15 protein-coding genes are annotated in these 17,038 nt (G+C 52.0%); 1 reads left to right on the top strand and 14 read right to left on the bottom strand.

Features of this window, described 5'->3' with window-relative positions; translation table 11 throughout:
• Positions 1-223 precede the first annotated feature (223 nt).
• The 14 genes from cas2 to miaA all read right to left on the bottom strand — a co-directional run bounded on the left by cas2 (position 224) and on the right by miaA (position 15,951).
• Positions 224-517, bottom strand: a complete 294-nt coding sequence (gene cas2 / locus BM261_RS05300) for a CRISPR-associated endonuclease Cas2 (RefSeq protein ID WP_070540902.1) — start codon at positions 515-517, stop codon at positions 224-226.
• A 74-nt stretch (positions 518-591) separates the two neighbouring features.
• A complete protein-coding gene (gene cas1c / locus BM261_RS05295; protein ID WP_074895931.1) occupies positions 592-1,605 on the bottom strand; it encodes a type I-C CRISPR-associated endonuclease Cas1c in 1,014 nt (337 codons plus the stop codon).
• 586 nt (positions 1,606-2,191) lie between these two features.
• On the bottom strand, positions 2,192-2,842 hold the full coding sequence (gene cas4 / locus BM261_RS05290) for a CRISPR-associated protein Cas4 (protein ID WP_074895928.1): 651 nt from the start codon (positions 2,840-2,842) through the stop codon (positions 2,192-2,194).
• A gap of 14 nt (positions 2,843-2,856) precedes the next feature.
• The gene (gene cas7c / locus BM261_RS05285) at positions 2,857-3,696 is read right to left on the bottom strand and encodes a type I-C CRISPR-associated protein Cas7/Csd2 (protein ID WP_074895925.1); all 840 of its coding nucleotides are present in this window, start codon (positions 3,694-3,696) and stop codon (positions 2,857-2,859) included.
• Between the two features lie 21 nt (positions 3,697-3,717).
• Entirely contained in the window at positions 3,718-5,718 is a 2,001-nt protein-coding gene (gene cas8c, locus BM261_RS05280) for a type I-C CRISPR-associated protein Cas8c/Csd1 (RefSeq protein WP_074895922.1), read from the bottom strand.
• Entirely contained in the window at positions 5,715-6,437 is a 723-nt protein-coding gene (gene cas5c, locus BM261_RS05275; protein WP_074895920.1) for a type I-C CRISPR-associated protein Cas5c, read from the bottom strand. The genes cas8c and cas5c overlap by 4 nt, the downstream gene beginning before the upstream one ends.
• A 7-nt stretch (positions 6,438-6,444) precedes the next feature.
• Positions 6,445-8,916, bottom strand: a complete 2,472-nt coding sequence (locus tag BM261_RS05270; RefSeq protein WP_074895918.1) for a CRISPR-associated helicase/endonuclease Cas3 — start codon at positions 8,914-8,916, stop codon at positions 6,445-6,447.
• Positions 8,913-10,838, bottom strand: a complete 1,926-nt coding sequence (locus BM261_RS05265) for a CRISPR-associated helicase/endonuclease Cas3 (RefSeq protein WP_083426651.1) — start codon at positions 10,836-10,838, stop codon at positions 8,913-8,915. Before BM261_RS05265 ends, BM261_RS05270 begins: the two co-directional genes overlap by 4 nt.
• 231 nt (positions 10,839-11,069) lie before the next feature.
• Positions 11,070-11,792: a DUF4184 family protein gene (locus BM261_RS05260; protein WP_074895915.1), complete on the bottom strand. Its 723-nt coding sequence runs from the start codon at positions 11,790-11,792 to the stop codon at positions 11,070-11,072.
• 278 nt (positions 11,793-12,070) lie between these two features.
• On the bottom strand, positions 12,071-12,520 hold the full coding sequence (locus tag BM261_RS05255; protein WP_074895912.1) for a DUF4149 domain-containing protein: 450 nt from the start codon (positions 12,518-12,520) through the stop codon (positions 12,071-12,073).
• Between the two features lie 70 nt (positions 12,521-12,590).
• Positions 12,591-13,976 (bottom strand): MFS transporter, encoded by a 1,386-nt coding sequence (locus tag BM261_RS05250; RefSeq protein WP_074895910.1) that lies wholly within the window; start codon positions 13,974-13,976, stop codon positions 12,591-12,593.
• A gap of 66 nt (positions 13,977-14,042) precedes the next feature.
• Positions 14,043-14,306, bottom strand: a complete 264-nt coding sequence (locus tag BM261_RS05245) for a hypothetical protein (RefSeq protein ID WP_074895908.1) — start codon at positions 14,304-14,306, stop codon at positions 14,043-14,045.
• A 13-nt stretch (positions 14,307-14,319) separates the two neighbouring features.
• The gene (locus tag BM261_RS05240; protein ID WP_162817027.1) at positions 14,320-14,838 is read right to left on the bottom strand and encodes an RDD family protein; all 519 of its coding nucleotides are present in this window, start codon (positions 14,836-14,838) and stop codon (positions 14,320-14,322) included.
• A 174-nt stretch (positions 14,839-15,012) separates the two neighbouring features.
• On the bottom strand, positions 15,013-15,951 hold the full coding sequence (gene miaA / locus BM261_RS05235) for a tRNA (adenosine(37)-N6)-dimethylallyltransferase MiaA (protein ID WP_074895901.1): 939 nt from the start codon (positions 15,949-15,951) through the stop codon (positions 15,013-15,015).
• A gap of 196 nt (positions 15,952-16,147) precedes the next feature.
• Between miaA and panC the strand changes: the two genes are divergently transcribed.
• Positions 16,148-16,984, top strand: coding sequence for a pantoate--beta-alanine ligase (gene panC, locus BM261_RS05230; protein ID WP_074895898.1), 837 nt, complete (start codon positions 16,148-16,150; stop codon positions 16,982-16,984).
• Positions 16,985-17,038: the final 54 nt, after the last annotated feature.

Genomic DNA, 17,038 nt, shown 5'->3' with positions numbered 1-17,038 from the left:
GTTGTTTCAACACACAGCCGCCTAAAGGCGGCTGAGCCTCTCTCAAAAGCCTTGCTCCATCAGGCTTCGCAGCCCCGATTTCGCTAAGCTCCTAAGAAAAGCGTGAACGCGAGTATAACACAGCCTTGTCTGTTACACCCACATTCACAATATCCTGATTGTTAAAGAACAATTCCAGTTCGCCAACCCTGTCGCATTTTCATGAGAACCACAGGTTGGCGATTCACACAATCAACGTATCCTTAAACACATCGACCGCTGGTTTTGCGCCGTGGTGTTCCACTTTGCGCCGCCATTTGCTGCCCAGATGGTAAAAGCGCAGGCTGTCGGTTTCGGGGTTGTAGGTTTTCAAGAGTTTGTCTTTTAAAATAACCCATTGGTCGGGCGCGATGTCGCATTCGAACACCGAATACTGCACGCGCACGCCGTAGTCCAGACACAACTTTGCCACGCGCCGCAGTCTTGCCTGTCCTTCTGCGTCTTCCAGCGAAATATCGTAAGTAATCAGCATCAGCATTTTGTATTCCCATGTGCAGGCTGCTTTAGAGGTCGTCTGAAAATGTCCAACCCGTTTTCAGACGACCTGCAAACCTATCTCATCAAAAACGGCGGATATTCCGCCAAATCCCCGCGCAAATGCCGCGCCAACAGCATGGCCTGAATATACGGCAACAGCCCGATTTCCACTTCTTCGCCCAAAAACGGATGCACGATTTTCTCCTGCTTTTTTGCTTGCAAAGCTTGGAACAAGAGCTTACGCGCATCGGCTTTCAAGTTCACCGCGCCGCTTGCCTCGGTAACAAAATCCTGCGGTTTTATTTGCCCTCGGTTAATCAGCGACAACACCAGCCTGTCTGCCCACCATGCGCGGAATTCTTCCAAAATATCCTGCGCCAAACTGTCGCGCCCCGGACGGTCGGCGTGCAGAAAGCCCACCTGCGGGTCCAGCCCCACGCCTTGCAGCGCGCCGCTGATGTCCTTGCCCAACAGACTGTACACAAACGACAACAGCGCGTTCACACCGTCTCTGGGCGGACGGCGGTTTCGCCCGTCAAAAGAAAAGCCGCTTTTCTCGCTCAAAAGCTGCCCGAACACGCCGAAATAACGCGCCGCCGCATCGCCCTCAATGCCGCGCACCACGTCCAGCCCATCCGCGCCCTTCAACTGCCGCAGCGAAATGTTCAAAGAATCGACCGCACTTTGAATCGCCGCATTCTCGCCGTAATTGCGAATCTGCCGCTGAAGCACCCGCTTACCCGCCTGAATCTTCGCCGCAATGATATTGCGCGCAATCGGCACGGGATTTTGCTCCGACACCCGATACTGCGCCCGACGCAGCAGGACATTGCCGCTCTGCCGCCCCTGAAGCCGCCCCAAGAAACGTCCGTTTTCGGTAAAAAACGCCAAATTCACATTATTTTCGCCGCAAAACCCCAACAAAAACGGCGACACCAACACATTCCCAAAACAGAAAATATGCCCGATGGAATGCACCGGCAACTGCGCCACCTTCTTACGCTCCTGCTCCACCACCAGCGTCTCCCGCTCCTTATGCAGATAGCTGCCTTGGGTGGTGATGTAGAGCGTGTTTTGCAGTTTGCGCATGGGAAACTCCTTGGGTTTTGACCGCACTTTTTTAGGTATTTAACAGGGTTGATCCACCTGAAAAACGGTAGGTCGGATTCTCGAATCCGACATTGCCAGTCCACAGCAATCATTTCAAATTACATCAATCTCAACAAATCTTTGGACACAAGTATCAGATCTTGTATCTACGCATATCAGATAAATCAATTAAATAAGTACCGCCATAAAAAAGGCGGTACTACTCAATCAAATTAAACAAAAAACAATCAAGGTTTCAACACACAGGCATCTATAAAGCACCTGGAATTATAGAGTGATCTTCTTACACACCTCCTTTAAAGACAAAAGACAAACAAATGAATATATTCACGAATGGAAACGGAAATATCCATCTATCAAATAGATAATAGTAAATACAGTTAATATTAGTAAACTAACAATTTTTCTAATTCCCTTAACATGGAATAAAAATTCATCATCGGCTCTTTTTTCAAAATGAATTTTCCAGCCTTTATCGTTCCGACTGCCCATTTTTTCTCCCATAACAAGATGTCATGGAATCCATGATAGACCACTTCAAACAGAAAGTCAATTCCTTGAATGTTTATTGTAAGAATAATCTATTTATATACCCCACACTCCGATCCCGTTTCCCCAACAACTCCGGCTGGCAAATCTCCACCAGCGAGCAGGCTTTGCAGCGTTTGCCGTAGGCGGGCAGCGGGGTTTGGCCGCTGTTTAGAAGGTCGCGCACGGCGGCGATGGTGGCGAGTGTTTGGGCGCGCAGGTCGCCTGAAAACACAACGGGGACGCGGTGGCGGGTTTGCATATACCATAGCGCACCCTCAGAGACGGTTTGCCCCGTCATTTCTTCCAAGCACAAACCTTGGGCGCAAAGTTGGATTTCGTCCATTGGGTCGGGTTTGGGCTTACCGCGTTTATATTCCACGGGTTTCAGGCTGCCTGTTTTCGTGTCCACTTCCACCAAATCCAACACGCCGCTGATACCCAGTTTCTCCGCCGACACATGCACCGTCCGCTCAAAGCGCACGCCCTTGCGCATTTCGGGCTCGCCCGAATCCACCCGCTCGTGCAGCGCCTTGCCCTGCGCGGTCAAATAGTTCTCCGCCCACGCCTGCTCGTTATGTATCAACGCGCATTGACGCGGGCAAAAGGCGTAGTGTTGCAGGGCGGAAAGGGGAATCAGGCGCATGTCCTGATTTTCCCCTTGGCTCTCAGTTGAAAGTGCGGTCATTTTTTTGAATGTTTTTAGAAGCCGTCGATTTCCTGCGGAGTTAAACCATCAAGTTTTTCCAGTTCATAGCCGCCATCGGCATTCACTTTCAGGCTGCCATGCACTTTGGCGGAAGAATATTGCCCTGCTTTGCTGTTGTGTTCCCACCAGATGAGTTTCAGCACCTGCATACTGCCTTCGGGGCGGGCGGAAGATGCGTCACCCTCAAAGAGTTTGGTGAGTACGGCTTTGATTTTTTCGGCATCGTCGTCTGAAAAGCCGGTGCGCTCGGCAAGCTGCGGTGACATCGCGCCGAAGGCAACGTACACGCCCTGATCGACGCGGTGCTTCATGCCCATGGTGTCGGAAGATTTTTTCGTACCGTCGCCTTCGCCGCTGACGCTTTTGGTGATTTGGGTACTGGTGATGTTAATCGGCTCAACGCTGAATGCGGATTGAATGGTAACGGGCCCACGCACAGCAATGGAAATGCCGCTGCTGCCGTCGCCGCTGAATGCGAAGACCTGCCCGAAACTGCGTACATCCAGCCATTTTTCACAGGCCTTTTTGGCGGTATCGTCTTTGTTGGCTTTTTTGGCGTTAAAGGCATCCGCACCCAAGCCGACATCTTTGTCTTTGGCGCGGTTGGCCAGGCTGGTCATGCCGTCGGTTTTCTTTTCGTCCGATTGTACGAAGATGCTCTCGCCGCTGTCTTGCAGGCGGTCGCGGATTTTGCGTTTCAGGCACACATCAGTCATTTCGCCAAAGCCTTGGAAATCGGCACGCGGGCGGTTGCCGTTCAAGGGGTCGCCGTTAGGGTTGGCGTTGGTTACTTTCAGGATTAAGGCAAAGTCGATTTTTTTGGTTAAGCTCATTTTAGTTTTCCTTTAAATGGGTTATTCGTGGGTTTTGGATTTGTTGGCGGAAAGCTCGGCAATGCGGCGGGCAATTTCCATTTTTTGGCAGTGGTAGCCCAAGAGAAATTCGCCGCTTAATTTGTCGTCGCAGGTGAAATCATCGGTGGCAAATAATTCCATAATCTCGCCGATTGCCTGTGCGCCAGTATCTTTACCGTTGTTGCGCAGGCGTTCTTGATAGGGTTTCAACGCCAGCTCGATATTGCGCCATGTGGCAAACGGATGTTCGGCAAAACGCTGCATATAGCGTTCGGCGGTGGTCGCGCGTTTCTCGCCGGCCAGATACAGGGCGTAGGATTCGGTGTTTTCAGCGACGGCAAGCAGCCTGCCGTATAAGTAGTCGCGCGAGCGGTTTTGGGTATCCAAGCTCATAGGGTAAGTTCTCCGTTGTGATAAATCGTGATGACGAGCGCGCCAGCCTTTGTATAGGGCGCAGGCGACGCCGATGTTTCTTTGCCATTCCCAGTTTTCGCAGCCATTAGGATTGCAGGCTGCCTGAAAACTTTGACGCACCAAATCTTCAGGAATCGGCACGGATGTTCCGCCTGCGATAACGGGCAGAAGGCGGGCATAAAGTTGTTTTTTGAGCGTGTCGGACAGGGATTTGCCGTACACGGCTTCGGCAATGCTGTAAGGCGACGGCGGGACGAAACGCCATTGGGTGCGCTTGTCGGTTTTTTTGCCATTTGGGACTTCAATGCTGTAACGCTGATACCAAGAAAAATCGTCAATCCATGCGTCCAAATTGGCAAAATAATCAGCAGGCAAAAATTCTTGGTAATAAGTTAATGCCATGCGCCCCGGCGTTGCAGAATCGAGCATAATCAGGGAGATTTGTTCGTGGGCTTTCAATTCCGCCTGATAGCCATGCAGTTTCTTTTTGATAATTTGTGCAGCAGCACGCCCGATATTTACTGACCAATCGGGGGGTGTTTCCGAATTTTCAGGTAGCCTTTGGGCGGCAATTTCATCGGGATTTTCGACCGCACTGATGTCCCAGTTGCCCATATCCGCCCAATCCAGTTCGGCGGAAATGTCTTTCATCGGCGACGGAACGGGTTTGCCGCTGATTGCCCAGGCGACGGTAACTTGGTCGCCGTTTCGGATGCCTTGGCGGGAAATCAGCCAGCGCAGCGCGCTGTGTGCCTTGGCGGATACGTCTGCCGATACGCTGGCGGCTTCTTCGGCGGTGGCAAAACGCCCGCGAAAGGTGTAACCCGCCGTATCGTTGGAAGAAATCAGTTTGGCTTTATCGCCCGTGTGGCGCAGCTTGGCGGGATGCATGGTGGAAATGACAGTTTCTTCGCCCTGCACCAAGCAAAAACCTTTTTCGGCTTTTCCTGAAGCGGCGTAATCCGCCCAAGATTGCTGTATGGTTTTGTCCGTCCAAGTTTGGCTGTGTACGTCGCCTGCAATTTCCACCTGCCAGCACACCAATGCCGAGCCGAATTCGATTTCGCCCTTGGTTTTAGGCAGCACGGAGAAAATCGGCGGCGCATCGCCTTCTGTTTCCCATTTGTTCAACACTTTGCCGTCCGAATCAAGCGGAAATATGCCTGCTTCCACCAAATCGGCAACCACTCGCCCTTTGGCAACATAGTGCAACACAGCCTGCACTTTAGGATGGGCAAAAGGCGATTCGCACCATGCTTTGAGTTGTTTCAGGTAGCCGTCAAAATAGGCTTTCTTTTCTCCGCCGTAATCGACGTAATCCTTGGCGACATATTGGATTTTGTCAGCAAGCGGATGCGGGGCTTCGCCGCTGGTGCGGTTTTCAGACGACTCGGTGGCAGGCAGCAAAATCGCCGTTTTCGGCGGCATCACGCATGCCGTCTGAAAATTGCCCTGACCGTTAATCACGATAACGATATGCGCGTTTTGGATGGTATGCCCGACCGGCGTCAGCGGCTCGGCATCATCAGTAACACCCTGTTCCAAAATGCTTTCATACGTCCGATAAAGTTTCTGCATCCAACTCATAATTCCAGCTCCTTGGCTTCATCTTCCACAGGCTTGACGTTTTCGCCGCGCTTGAACGGTTTTTCAGGCTGCATTTTGCGGATAAATCGGGTTTTCAGGCAGCCTGCACTTTCGTTTACACTGGGGAATTCAATCACACCGTTTTTCATATTGGCCATCCAAAAGCGGCTTACCAATTCAGGCTTTCCGGTTTCTTCGGGATAGCCGAAGCTGTGGAACATCAGACCGAAATCTAAATTATCTATTTCGTCGTAAAATCCTTTTCCTTTGCCAAACTCACAAGGTTCAACATAGCCTTGGCAATCGCGCGTACCAAGGAAAATATCCTGCCGTCCGCCGCGTTCCAACATTCTTCTGGCAATGGCGATATGTTTGCCGAAATTACGGTCGCCTGCCAATTCTTCCCAATGCTCATTCCATTCAAAATGGGCTTCCACTTGGTATTCCACGTCCTGCAAAAAGGTGTAAATCGCCAAAGTGTTGCCGCCGTTCCAGTCCAGAGGTTTAGTGGATTTGCTTTGGGTCCGGATGGGTCTCATCACACGAATGCGGTCGATATGCCAAATCAACGTGGGTTTCCAATAGATGCTTTTAACGATGCCTTTAATGGCTTCGTATGTCGGCACTTGGTAGCTGAATTTTTCGCCGCCAATTTTGGTAACGGGGTCGGTAAACAAGGCTTGCCGCCCCCATACGCGGAAACTGATTTTGCTGTCCATATTGCTCCTATAAGTCGTAAAAAGTCATTTCGCTTGTTTCATCCAAAGACAAGCCGAATTCATCGTTGTAATAGCGTTCATTCAGATAATAAATGCCAGAATCTTCAATGGTTTCGTGTAAGGCATTTTCTTTTTGCAATTTATCCCAAACGTTGGGGAAGACGTTTACGCTGTAACGCTGGGCTTTTTTCTTTGCATCATACATTTCTTTCGGATCCCATTCGCCGCAGAGTTTGGCAATGAGTTCCGCGCCTTCGCCATATGGCACAATCACGGCGTGTGTCGGCGCGTCTATGGCTTGAAAAGCACGCCCTGCACTTTTGAAGGATTGCATCAGCAATGGTAACGGTTTGCTTCTTTTATTGTTTTTTTCGCCATAAGGATTCAATGTATTATCACTCAGCCAATCCAGCAGGGAGCCCGTTGCGCTGTTTTTGACAGAATACGCCATTTCATCGCTGCGCTGGTAAAAATAGTATTCAAAATAACGTTTCATCGCTTCTGGCTGTAAAATATCCTGTCCAACAAAATCGCGAAACACGCGTTCGGCATGGGTTTTGCCCGCCTGAATATCGGGCAATATCCGCGTAAAATCCTGTTCTTGCAAATTCAACACCCAAACCTGTCCTTTGCCTTCTTTCTCGCCGTGCCGGTTGCAGCGCCCTGCTGCTTGGGCAATGCTGTCTAATCCGCCCAAGGCACGAATCACGCAAGCCATGGAAATATCCACACCGGCTTCAATCAACTGGGTGCTGATGCAGATAACGGGTTGTTTGTTTTCCAGACGAGCTTTGATGGTGTCAAAAATCGCTTTGCGGTGCGCCGCGCATTGGTTGGTACTTAAATGAAACAAGGCCTCGGGCGGCACATTCTGCCTTTGGCAATATTGATAAAGCTCTTGCGCCCATTTTTTGGTGTTGACAATAAACAGGCAGCTTGGGGTTATCTGAAACTGTTCCAGCAAAAACGCGCCCGCTTCTTCCACATTCCAATCGCCTGCTTTTTCGTTGAATCGGATTTCCACGCGTGATAAATCAGCAAATAATTTGTCCAAATCCTGATGCTTGCCCATGATTTCGGCATTTTCTGACAGCCTTAATAAACCACGTGCAGAGATACTTTCTCTTTTTCCTTCAGGAAAATTCTGCAAGCCCGATTCGCCGAGTAAAGGCTGCGTCGCCGTACACAAAACCGCCGTGCTTTTGCCGAACGTCGTCAGCCAGTTCAATACGTTGCAAAACAAATGTACGCATTTCACAGGCAGGGTTTGAATTTCGTCAAAAATCAAGACGCTATTTGTCATCGGGTGGATATGGCGTGCGCCGCGCGTACCGCCGCCGAACCATGCATCCAAAAACTGCACCATCGTGGTAAACACAATGGGCTTGTCCCAGTTTTCGGACAGCAGTTTGTCCTGCCAGCTTTGTTTTTCAGGTTCTAAATTGGAATGGTGTTCGAGCACCCAATCTTCACCGAGAATTTCACGCACGGCTTGGGCGTTTTGATCGATGATGGAAGTATAGGGAATGATGTAGATAATGCGGTCGAGATGGTGTTTTTGCGCATGATGTAGAGCGTAGCGCAGACTGGCCAATGTTTTGCCGCCACCGGTCGGCACTGTGAGCGTATAAAAGCCTTGAGAATCGGATGCTCTTTTTAAGCAGTCGTCTGAAATTCGACGGCGGATTTCGTCAATGGGATAACGGTTTTCAAAGCTCGCCAGATGCGTTTCCAATTTATCGATTGCCGATTGCCAATCTGGTTTTTCGGTCAAGCGGCGGACTTCTTTTTGCGCTTCCCGTTCAAAATCCGAGCTGTTGATGCGGTCGGCATCAATCAGGCAGCTAAACAGAAAACGGGTTAGGCAGCCGAGATAAAATTCTTTGATTTTATTATTGATTGTTTGATTGGAAAGAATCGGCTTCACCGCATTCAGCAGGCTGCGAATTAGGTTTTCACCGGCCAGTTCTTTCGCTTTTTGCTGAACGACTTCATCGGCATTTCGTTCGCATTCCGTCAAATGTGTCAGTTCATCAGTTTTATTAAACCGCTCAATCCATTTCGGATTACCTTCTCCATCCAAACAGTCAATCAAGCCTTCGCCGTGGTGTGATGCAATGCACAAACCCAGCATTTGTCCGAACAATTCGCCGATGCCCTGCTCTGCACCAAATTTTCTCAATTCGCGGTAAACCCATTGCGCTCCGGCGGTGGAATGATCCACTTTACTGCCGTTCGGCGTACTTTCTTCATCATCCAAATCAGGATTAAACAAACCGGTTTCATCGTGGATATATTTTTGGAATTTGCGGGAATATTTACCAAAATCGTGCATGAGTCCGAGTAACTCGCCCGCCTGATCCAAATCCAGCTTGGATGCCAATAATTTGGCGATCTCGGCAGTTTCCGTCAGATGCGTTTGCAAAGATTGAGGTTGCCCGTCCGATTTGCGGACGTGGGCAATATAGTCAAAATTCACGTCAATTCTCCAAATTTAAAACGCGCAAAATTTAACGAACAAGCCCTATAAATGGCTTGAAGGATTGAAAAATCGAAAATCTGTGGAATGAGGTCGTCTGAAAAGCTGTCGGCGGTCAGGCGCATAACGGCAGCTTGGGCGGCAAGTTCGGGTGGGGCTTTCCATTGTTCTTCGGGTGCGAGTATCCAGACAAAGCTGTTTTCAGACGGCCTTTTACCTTCGCGGTTGCAGCGCCCGGCGGCTTGGGCAATGCTGTCTAAACCTGCTTCGGCGCGCATCACTAGCGGAAAATCGACATCAACGCCGGCTTCGATTAAGGAGGTGGCGATAACGCGGCAGGGTTCGCCGTTTTTCAGACGACCTCGGATTTCATCGAGTTTTTGGCTGCGGTGTTTGGCGCACATTAAGGTGGTCAGGTGGAACATTCCGTCAAGGTGTTTGGCTTTGTCATACAGGCTGCGGGCATGGCGGCGGTTATTGACGATGACGAGCATTTTCGGGTGTTCGGCAAGTTTGGTGAGCAGGTCGACGTCGGTTTGTGTGCCGATGTATTGCACGGTGGTGCGGCGCAGTTTGTCGAAAAGTGCGGTCGGTTTTGGGGCGATTTCGCGCACGTTTTCAAAGCCGCGATAGAAGCCGTTTTCGGCTTGCACGGCCGGCTGGGTGGCGGTGCACATGACGATGCTGCAGCGGTAGTTTTGCGCCAATTCTTTGATGGCTTGCATGATGGGCAGCAAAAGATTGAGCGGCAGCATTTGCGCTTCGTCGAGGATGATGACGGAGCCTGCGATGTTGTGCAGCTTGCGACAGCGCGAGGAGCGGTCGGCAAAGAGGGATTCGAAGAATTGCACGGCGGTGGTCACGACAATCGGCGCATCCCAGTTTTCCGAGGCAAGGCGCAATTTGTCTTTGGTGGCCTCATTTTGCAGTTTGCCGTCGTCGAAGGTGCTGTGGTGTTCCAACACGGCTTGTTCGCCTAATTCGCCAAAGGCTTTGCGAAATTCGGCGGCATTTTGTTCGATGATGCTGGTGAACGGGATGACGTAAATCACGCGCCGCATGTCATGTCGTTTGGCGTGTTCCAGCGCAAATGCCATGGAAGTGAAAGTTTTTCCGCCGCCTGTCGGCACGGTGAGCGTGAACAGCCCTTGCGGTTGTGCCGCTTGTTCTACGGCGTAATCGAGAATTTCGCTACGCAGGCGGTTTAAGGCGGCATTACGTTTTTCGGCTTCGGTTTGCGCTGGAGCTTGGGCGATACGTCGTCTGAAAGCGTTGATAAATTGATTGAAATTATGTTGTAAGGCGTTTAGATCGGGATAACCGTCGCGCTCGACGGCTTTGTTTTCTAGGTTTGAATAAAAAGCTTCGGTGTCAAGATAATCAGCATCCACCAAGCAGGAATAGAGCATTCGGGTGAAGAAGGCGTAGGAGAAAAAAGGATGATGCGCGTCGGCTTTGAGTGGTGGTACGGACAGGTTTTGAGGGAGTTTGATTTCTTGTTGCCACAGGTTATCGAGGGCAGGAATATCTGCGCCAAATTGCAACGCCAAACGCTGTTTTAATGTGCGGCGGTTATCGCCTTCACCGTTTCCATTTGCCAATCCGGCATGATGCCCCGCAATGCAAAACGCCATCAGCTTGCCGATAACATTTCCCCAACGCTCGACAGCAATTTTGGCGCCGGCGGTAGCATGATCGACTGAGGAACTGCCGTGTAATCGACGGTCAAAGGCTTCTGAATATTTCCCTAAGTCATGAAGCTGTCCCGTCTGGCAGGCAATTTCCTGTGCACCAAATACCCGCGCAAACTCCGCCGCCATTTCCCCAACATTGACCGAATGGCTTTGCAAGGTTTGCCAATGTTCGTAAGGCAAGAGATTGCCGAATTTGTCTTGCGCGGAATGGGCGTAGTAAGTCGTCATCTAAATCCCCTTGGGTATTTTCACAGCTGGGCTATTTCTGTTTTCTACCATCTGTCTTTGCAAAGACAGACTACGGTTGTCAGTCTGCTTTGAGAGTATGGGCAATATAGTCAGAATTCATTGCTTGCCAAATCAATAAAATAGAAATGATTCTATATCATCATGAAAATACCTTCAATAATAAATAGATATAAAAACAACACACTTAACGATTGCCATAAAACCGCTTTTTCAGCCATTTGCCTTTCGGGCAATATGCCTCAGACACAATATCGAAAATGAAATCACTGCACAATCAATCAAGCGGATTATTTGTGTGGCAGCATGATCCAACGGCACGGGAGCAATGATTTGCCAGATGGAAAAACCAAGGAGCGACAGCATAGCGCAGAGAATCCAAAACCGGTATTTTTGTCCAATGGTTTGACGAGAGCGGTATGGCCGGTGGCGGGCGGTGTGGAATACAAAGTACAGGCAGGTGGTTAGACCTATTACACCGCCGCCGTATTGCAGCCATTTAAAGATTGGCAGAAACAATACGGTTTGTTGCAGTACGGGGAAATGCTGTACAAACCAGCCGGTGGGGTGGGTAAACGCATCAAGGAAAAGATGGGTAGCCATGCCGAATAAGGCACTCGGTATGAAGGCCGCCGATTTGAGTTTATTAAAATCTACATTTTCAGACGGCCTATAAGGGGCAGCATTAAGGCAATTGGGTAAAAAATCAGATAAAGCGTCCCGCCATAAGGCAAGATAAAGCCAATAAACCGCGAAACACAACGGCAGGTTCGGCCACAGCATATCGGCCAAACCATGTCCGCCGGATACGGCACGTCCATGCAGGAAATAGACGAAATCAGGAGAAAGGCTTCCAATGACCAATGCAGGGAAATGGCAATAACGGCAGCGTGAAAACGGCAAAACGGCAACCGGGTGGGCAAGGGTAAACGGCATATTTTGAAATCCGATGATGATGCGAAAACGTGATTTTAGCGCAGCCGGAAGAGTAGAAAATATCGGATTGGATTGAAGGCAGGCCCATTTTCTATGTTCACAAAGAAAATAAAAAATCTGAAAAACTGTTTGTTCAAACCGGTTTTTCAGACGGCCTTTTACTGAGTTTCTGGAATATTATGAATAACGGACAATAAATTTGGCAGCCCGCTTCCATCCGTACAATAAGGGGCGCAGGCTTGCCGCTTCTTGGCTGATAAAAATACTTCCTCAGACGGCTAATTTTTCTCAAACTTCAAATAACGCAACAGCAAACCTAAGCCCAAGAAACTGCATACCAGATAAATGACGTTGGAAATGCCGTGCCACATACCGAAAGAACCGCCCAACAACGAAAGCAGCCAGTTTTCCGTACCCGCCTTGTGCGCCGCAATAACCGGGTTTATCAGGAATTGGTTGGCCGCAGTCAGCAGCAGGAGGAGGATAATGAATTTCGGCGCCACCTTGCCATTGTTGGAAAACGAACGGTTGCGGTCACTCCGCACCACCAGCCAAGCCATGGCCCAGGCCAGCAGGCCGAAATAATTGTTGATTGAAAACAGCACGCCGGCGATGTTCCCCGCTTCCTGCTTGCCTAGCCGTTCAAACAAAACCGGTGCGGCCACATAGCCCGCCATTACCTGCATACCCAGCCACAGGCCGGTCAGCAATGCGCACAATCGGTTCATCATTTCCTCCTGAAATTCAAATCTGCCGCATACTAACATAATTTTCAGACGGCCTGAGGCTCATACCGCCCTACACCAAATTCGACCCGTCCTTCGGATGCAGATAAACGAAAACCCAGCTTGCACAAAAAGTAATCGTACCTATAACCAAAAACGTATATTGGAAAGCCTGATGCACATTGCCCGTCCGCGGATTGCCGCTGCCGAAAAAGTTAAGCAGCAGCGCGCCCAGCGCAATGCCGAAACTGATGGCCAACTGTTGGTTTACTGCCATCAGGCTGTTGCCGCTGCCTTCCATCTGCGGCCGCAAATCGGCCAGGGTCAGCGTATTCATCGACGAATATTGCAGCGAATTGCACATACCGAGCACAAACAGAACCGGCACAATCAGCCAAACCGGCGTAGACGCATCCGGCAAAGCCATAGACATAATCAGCAAACCGATAATGCGGGTATTCCAAATCAGCACCCTGCGGTAGCCGAAACGGGCAATCAACGGTTTCACAAACGGCTTGGTCAGCAAAGCAGCCAACGCCACGGGCGCGAGCATCTGTCCCGACACACTCGCACTGCGCATAAAGGCCACCTGGAGCAGCAAGGGCATCAAAAACGGCATCGCCCCCATGCCCAAACGGCTGATCAGGTTGCCCAAAATCCCCAAGCGGAACGTCCGCACCAAACGCAGGCGCGGCGGATACAGCGCGAGGTCGCCGTCGTGCCGCGCATGCCGCCAATAGCACCACAAAGCCGCCAAACCGCCCATACCGCACAAAGCGGAAAACAAACGCGCCCCCGGATGCATCAGCAGCTCCACCGACAGGCTCAACCCCACCGCCGCCGCACCGAAAAGCAAAAAACCGGTCAAATCGAAATGCGGCACACTACCCTCGGGCGCGGAAAAGTTGGGCATGATTTTCGTCGCCCCAACAATGCCCGCCAAACCGATGGGCACATTGATCAAAAACACCCAATGCCAACTCGCATATTCCACCAAATAGCCGCCCACCAGCGGACCGGCTATCGGCCCCAGCAGCGCAGGCATCACGACGAAATTCATCCGGTTGATCAACTCGGCCTTATCGTAAGCGCGCAGGATAATCAGCCTCGGCACAGGCACCATCATCGCCCCGCCCATCCCCTGCACCACCCTGGCGAACACCAACAGCGGCAGATTCGGTGCCGCCGCGCACATCAGCGAACCCAGCACGAACAACGCCATCGAAACGGAAAACACCTTCTTCGTGCCGTAGCGGTCGGTCAGATAACCGCTCATCGGCATAAACAACGCCAGCGTCAGCGCATAGGAAATCACCGCCGACTGCATATTCAGCGGCGATTGCTGCAAATCCGCCGCCATCTGCGGCAGCGCGGTATTCAATACCGTCGCATCCAGCATCTGCATAAAAATACAAACCGCCAACAGCAGCGGCAACCATCTGGACGGTGTGGCAGCCATATTTGGCCTCCTCTTAAATAACAGGCCGTCTGAAAAACGGCTTTCAGACGGCCTCATCATAACGCACTAAGCTTTTTCGTTCACTTCGGCAAGCATCGCCTGCAACATCGCTTCGATATCCGATTTTTCCCGTTCGGAATACACATCCGCCGCCAACAGGATATTCCGCGCCTCAAGCAGGCCCACTTTCCGGTTATACTGCACGAAACACACGCAGCCTAAAAAAGGCACGCCGCCGTTTTTCAAGCGGACAAGCCCTCCGGCCAACGCCCGCCCATCCAACATCGGCAGGCTTTCCGCATACTTTTTTATTTCGCCGACCGTTTTCATCGTCCGCACCTTTTCAGACGGCCTTATCCTGTTTTTTCACATCCACCAGCCGCGTACCCGCCAGATAATCGTATAAAAACTGACGGTCGGTGTTTAAAAGCGCGAAACCCCACGGCAGAATCCACCAAATCAAAGCCGCACCGCCCGCCGTTTTCGGCGGCACGCCCATCCCGCGGTTCAGCGCGGCATAAGCCAGCATCGGCACAAAAACCAAAAACACGCAGGCCCAAATAAAGCGCAGCCTCAGCAGGTTCAACGGCGGCCGGACACCTGTCCGGTCGCACAAACCGATACGCCACACCTGCATCGCCAGCGTCTGCCCCTTCTTATGCCAGTTTATTTTGAAATACAGCCACCAGGCATACAGAATCACCATCGTTACCAGCAGGCTGCTCAACTGCGGTGCGGATTGATTGAGGAACAAAGCCAGAATCCCGGCAGGGATAAAGGCCGCGCAACTGACCGCGCCAATCAGCAATAATTCGTAGCACAAAGCCGCAAACCGGCGTTTCAGCGGCGCGGCGGGAAGCATATTTCCGTTCATCGTAACCCCAATCGTCATATAGTAAATTCAAATAAGGACCCTCCATACCGTCATACCTGCCTGCACAGAGTGGCGGCCAAACAATAGTCGGAGGCTCCTTATTTCAATTCACAGCCATCACACGGAACAGGCGCAAACGGCAGGCCGCCTTTCAGACGGCCTTCACGAAAAATGCCTTTCCAACGCCGCAGAGGCCGTCTGAAAAACATCCGTGCCGTCATACGGGTCGAGCAGCGTATCCGCTTCCGTCTTACGCAGCCAAGTCAGCTGCCGCTTCGCCAACTGGCGGGTGGCGGCGATACCCGCATCGACAAAAGCATCGTAAGCGCAGGCACCGTCCAAATAATCCCACGCCTGACGGTAACCCACGCAGCGCATCGAATTGTGTTCCGCCGTCAATGACGGATACTCCGCTTTCAGACGGCCGACCTCTTCGAGAAACCCTTGCTCCAACATCAACCGGAAACGCCGCGCAATCGCCTCGTGCAGCAATTCTCGCCGCTGCGGAAACAAAACCAGCGTATGCAGCCGCAGCGGCACACGGTAGGCCGTCTGCACCGCCAAATGGTCGCTCAACGGCCGCCCGGTCAGCAGGAAAACCTCCAACGCCCGTTCGATGCGCTGACTGTCGCCCGGCTTCAACCGTGCGGCGGTGGCCGCATCCACCTCGCACAAACGGCGGTACAACCCCTCAAGCCCCTGCTCCGCCTTCTGCGCCTGCAACTGCGCCCGCACGCCGGCATCGGCCTGCGGCAAATCGTTCAAACCGTTTACCAGCGCGTGGAAATACATCATCGTACCGCCGACAATCAGCGGCATACGCCCGCGCGCACTGATTTCGCCGCACAAGCGCAGGCAGTCGGCGGCAAACTCCGCCGCGCTGTAAGACTGCAGCGGCGAAATGATGTCGATTAAATGATGCGGCACGGAAGCCAGCTCTTCGGCCGTCGGCTTGGCCGTCCCGATGTCCATCCCGCGGTAAACCAAAGCCGAGTCCAGGCTGATGATTTCCAGCGGGAAACGCTGCGCCAAACGCAATGCCAGCCCGGTTTTGCCGCCGGCGGTCGGCCCCAAAACGGCAAAGGCTTTAGGAAAATCCATAAATTCGCCAATACGGATGCAAATTGAAAGGCGGCATTATAACAGGCCGTCTGAAAACCTTTCCCCGCTTTTCAGACGGCCTCCGCCACACTTCTTCCAAAAACCGCCGTCCACAGGCGTATAATCCGCCCGTATACGGAGCCGCCGCCGGTCAAAACGGCAAAGGCCGTCTAAAAACCCAAAAAGGAACAAAAACATGCAAATTATCCACACCGTCCAAGCCCTGCGCGAATGGCGCAAAACCGCCGGAACGGTTGCCTTCGTCCCCACCATGGGCAACCTGCACGAAGGCCACCTCGCCCTGGTGCGCGAAGCGAAAAAACGCGCCGACAACGTCGTCGTCAGCATATTCGTCAACCGCCTCCAATTCGGCCAGGGCGAAGACTTCGACCGCTACCCGCGCACCCTGCAACAGGACGCGGACAAACTGGCCGGCGAAGGCGTGGCCGTCGTCTTCGCGCCCGACGAAAAAGAACTGTATCCGAACGTCGAACAACGCTACAACGTCGAACCGCCGCACCTGCAAAACGAACTGTGCGGCAAATTCCGCCCCGGTCATTTCCGCGGCGTGGCCACCGTAGTTTCCAAACTCTTCAACATCGTCCAACCCGATTACGCCTGCTTCGGCAAAAAAGACTACCAGCAGCTTGCCGTCATCCAAGGCCTGACGGAAGACCTGAACTTCAACATAGAAATCGTCCCCGTCGATACCGGCCGCGCTTCAGACGGCCTCGCGCTTTCCAGCCGCAACCAATACCTGAGCGAAGCCGAACGCGCCGAAGCCCCGCGCCTCTACCGCGAACTGCAGGCCATCGCCGAAGCGGTCAAAAACGGCAACCTCGCCTACGCCGAACTGGAAAACGCCGCCCGCCGCCGTTTGGAAGAAAACGGCTGGACTGTAGACTATGTGGAAGTCCGCCGCGCCGACACGCTGGAAACCGCCCACGCCGGCGACAAACACCTGGTCGTACTGGCTGCCGCCCGACTGGGCGCGACCCGCCTGATCGACAACGTCGAAATCCGCCTGGATTAACCGCAGGCCATCTGAAAACCACCTTTCAGACGGCCTCCCAACCACAAGGAGAAA

This window comes from Neisseria elongata subsp. elongata (genome assembly GCF_900113545.1).
Classification (GTDB): Bacteria; Pseudomonadota; Gammaproteobacteria; order Burkholderiales; family Neisseriaceae; genus Neisseria; species Neisseria elongata.
The sequence above is the reverse complement of the archived record's forward strand: the minus strand, read 5'-3'. Positions and strand labels throughout refer to the sequence as shown.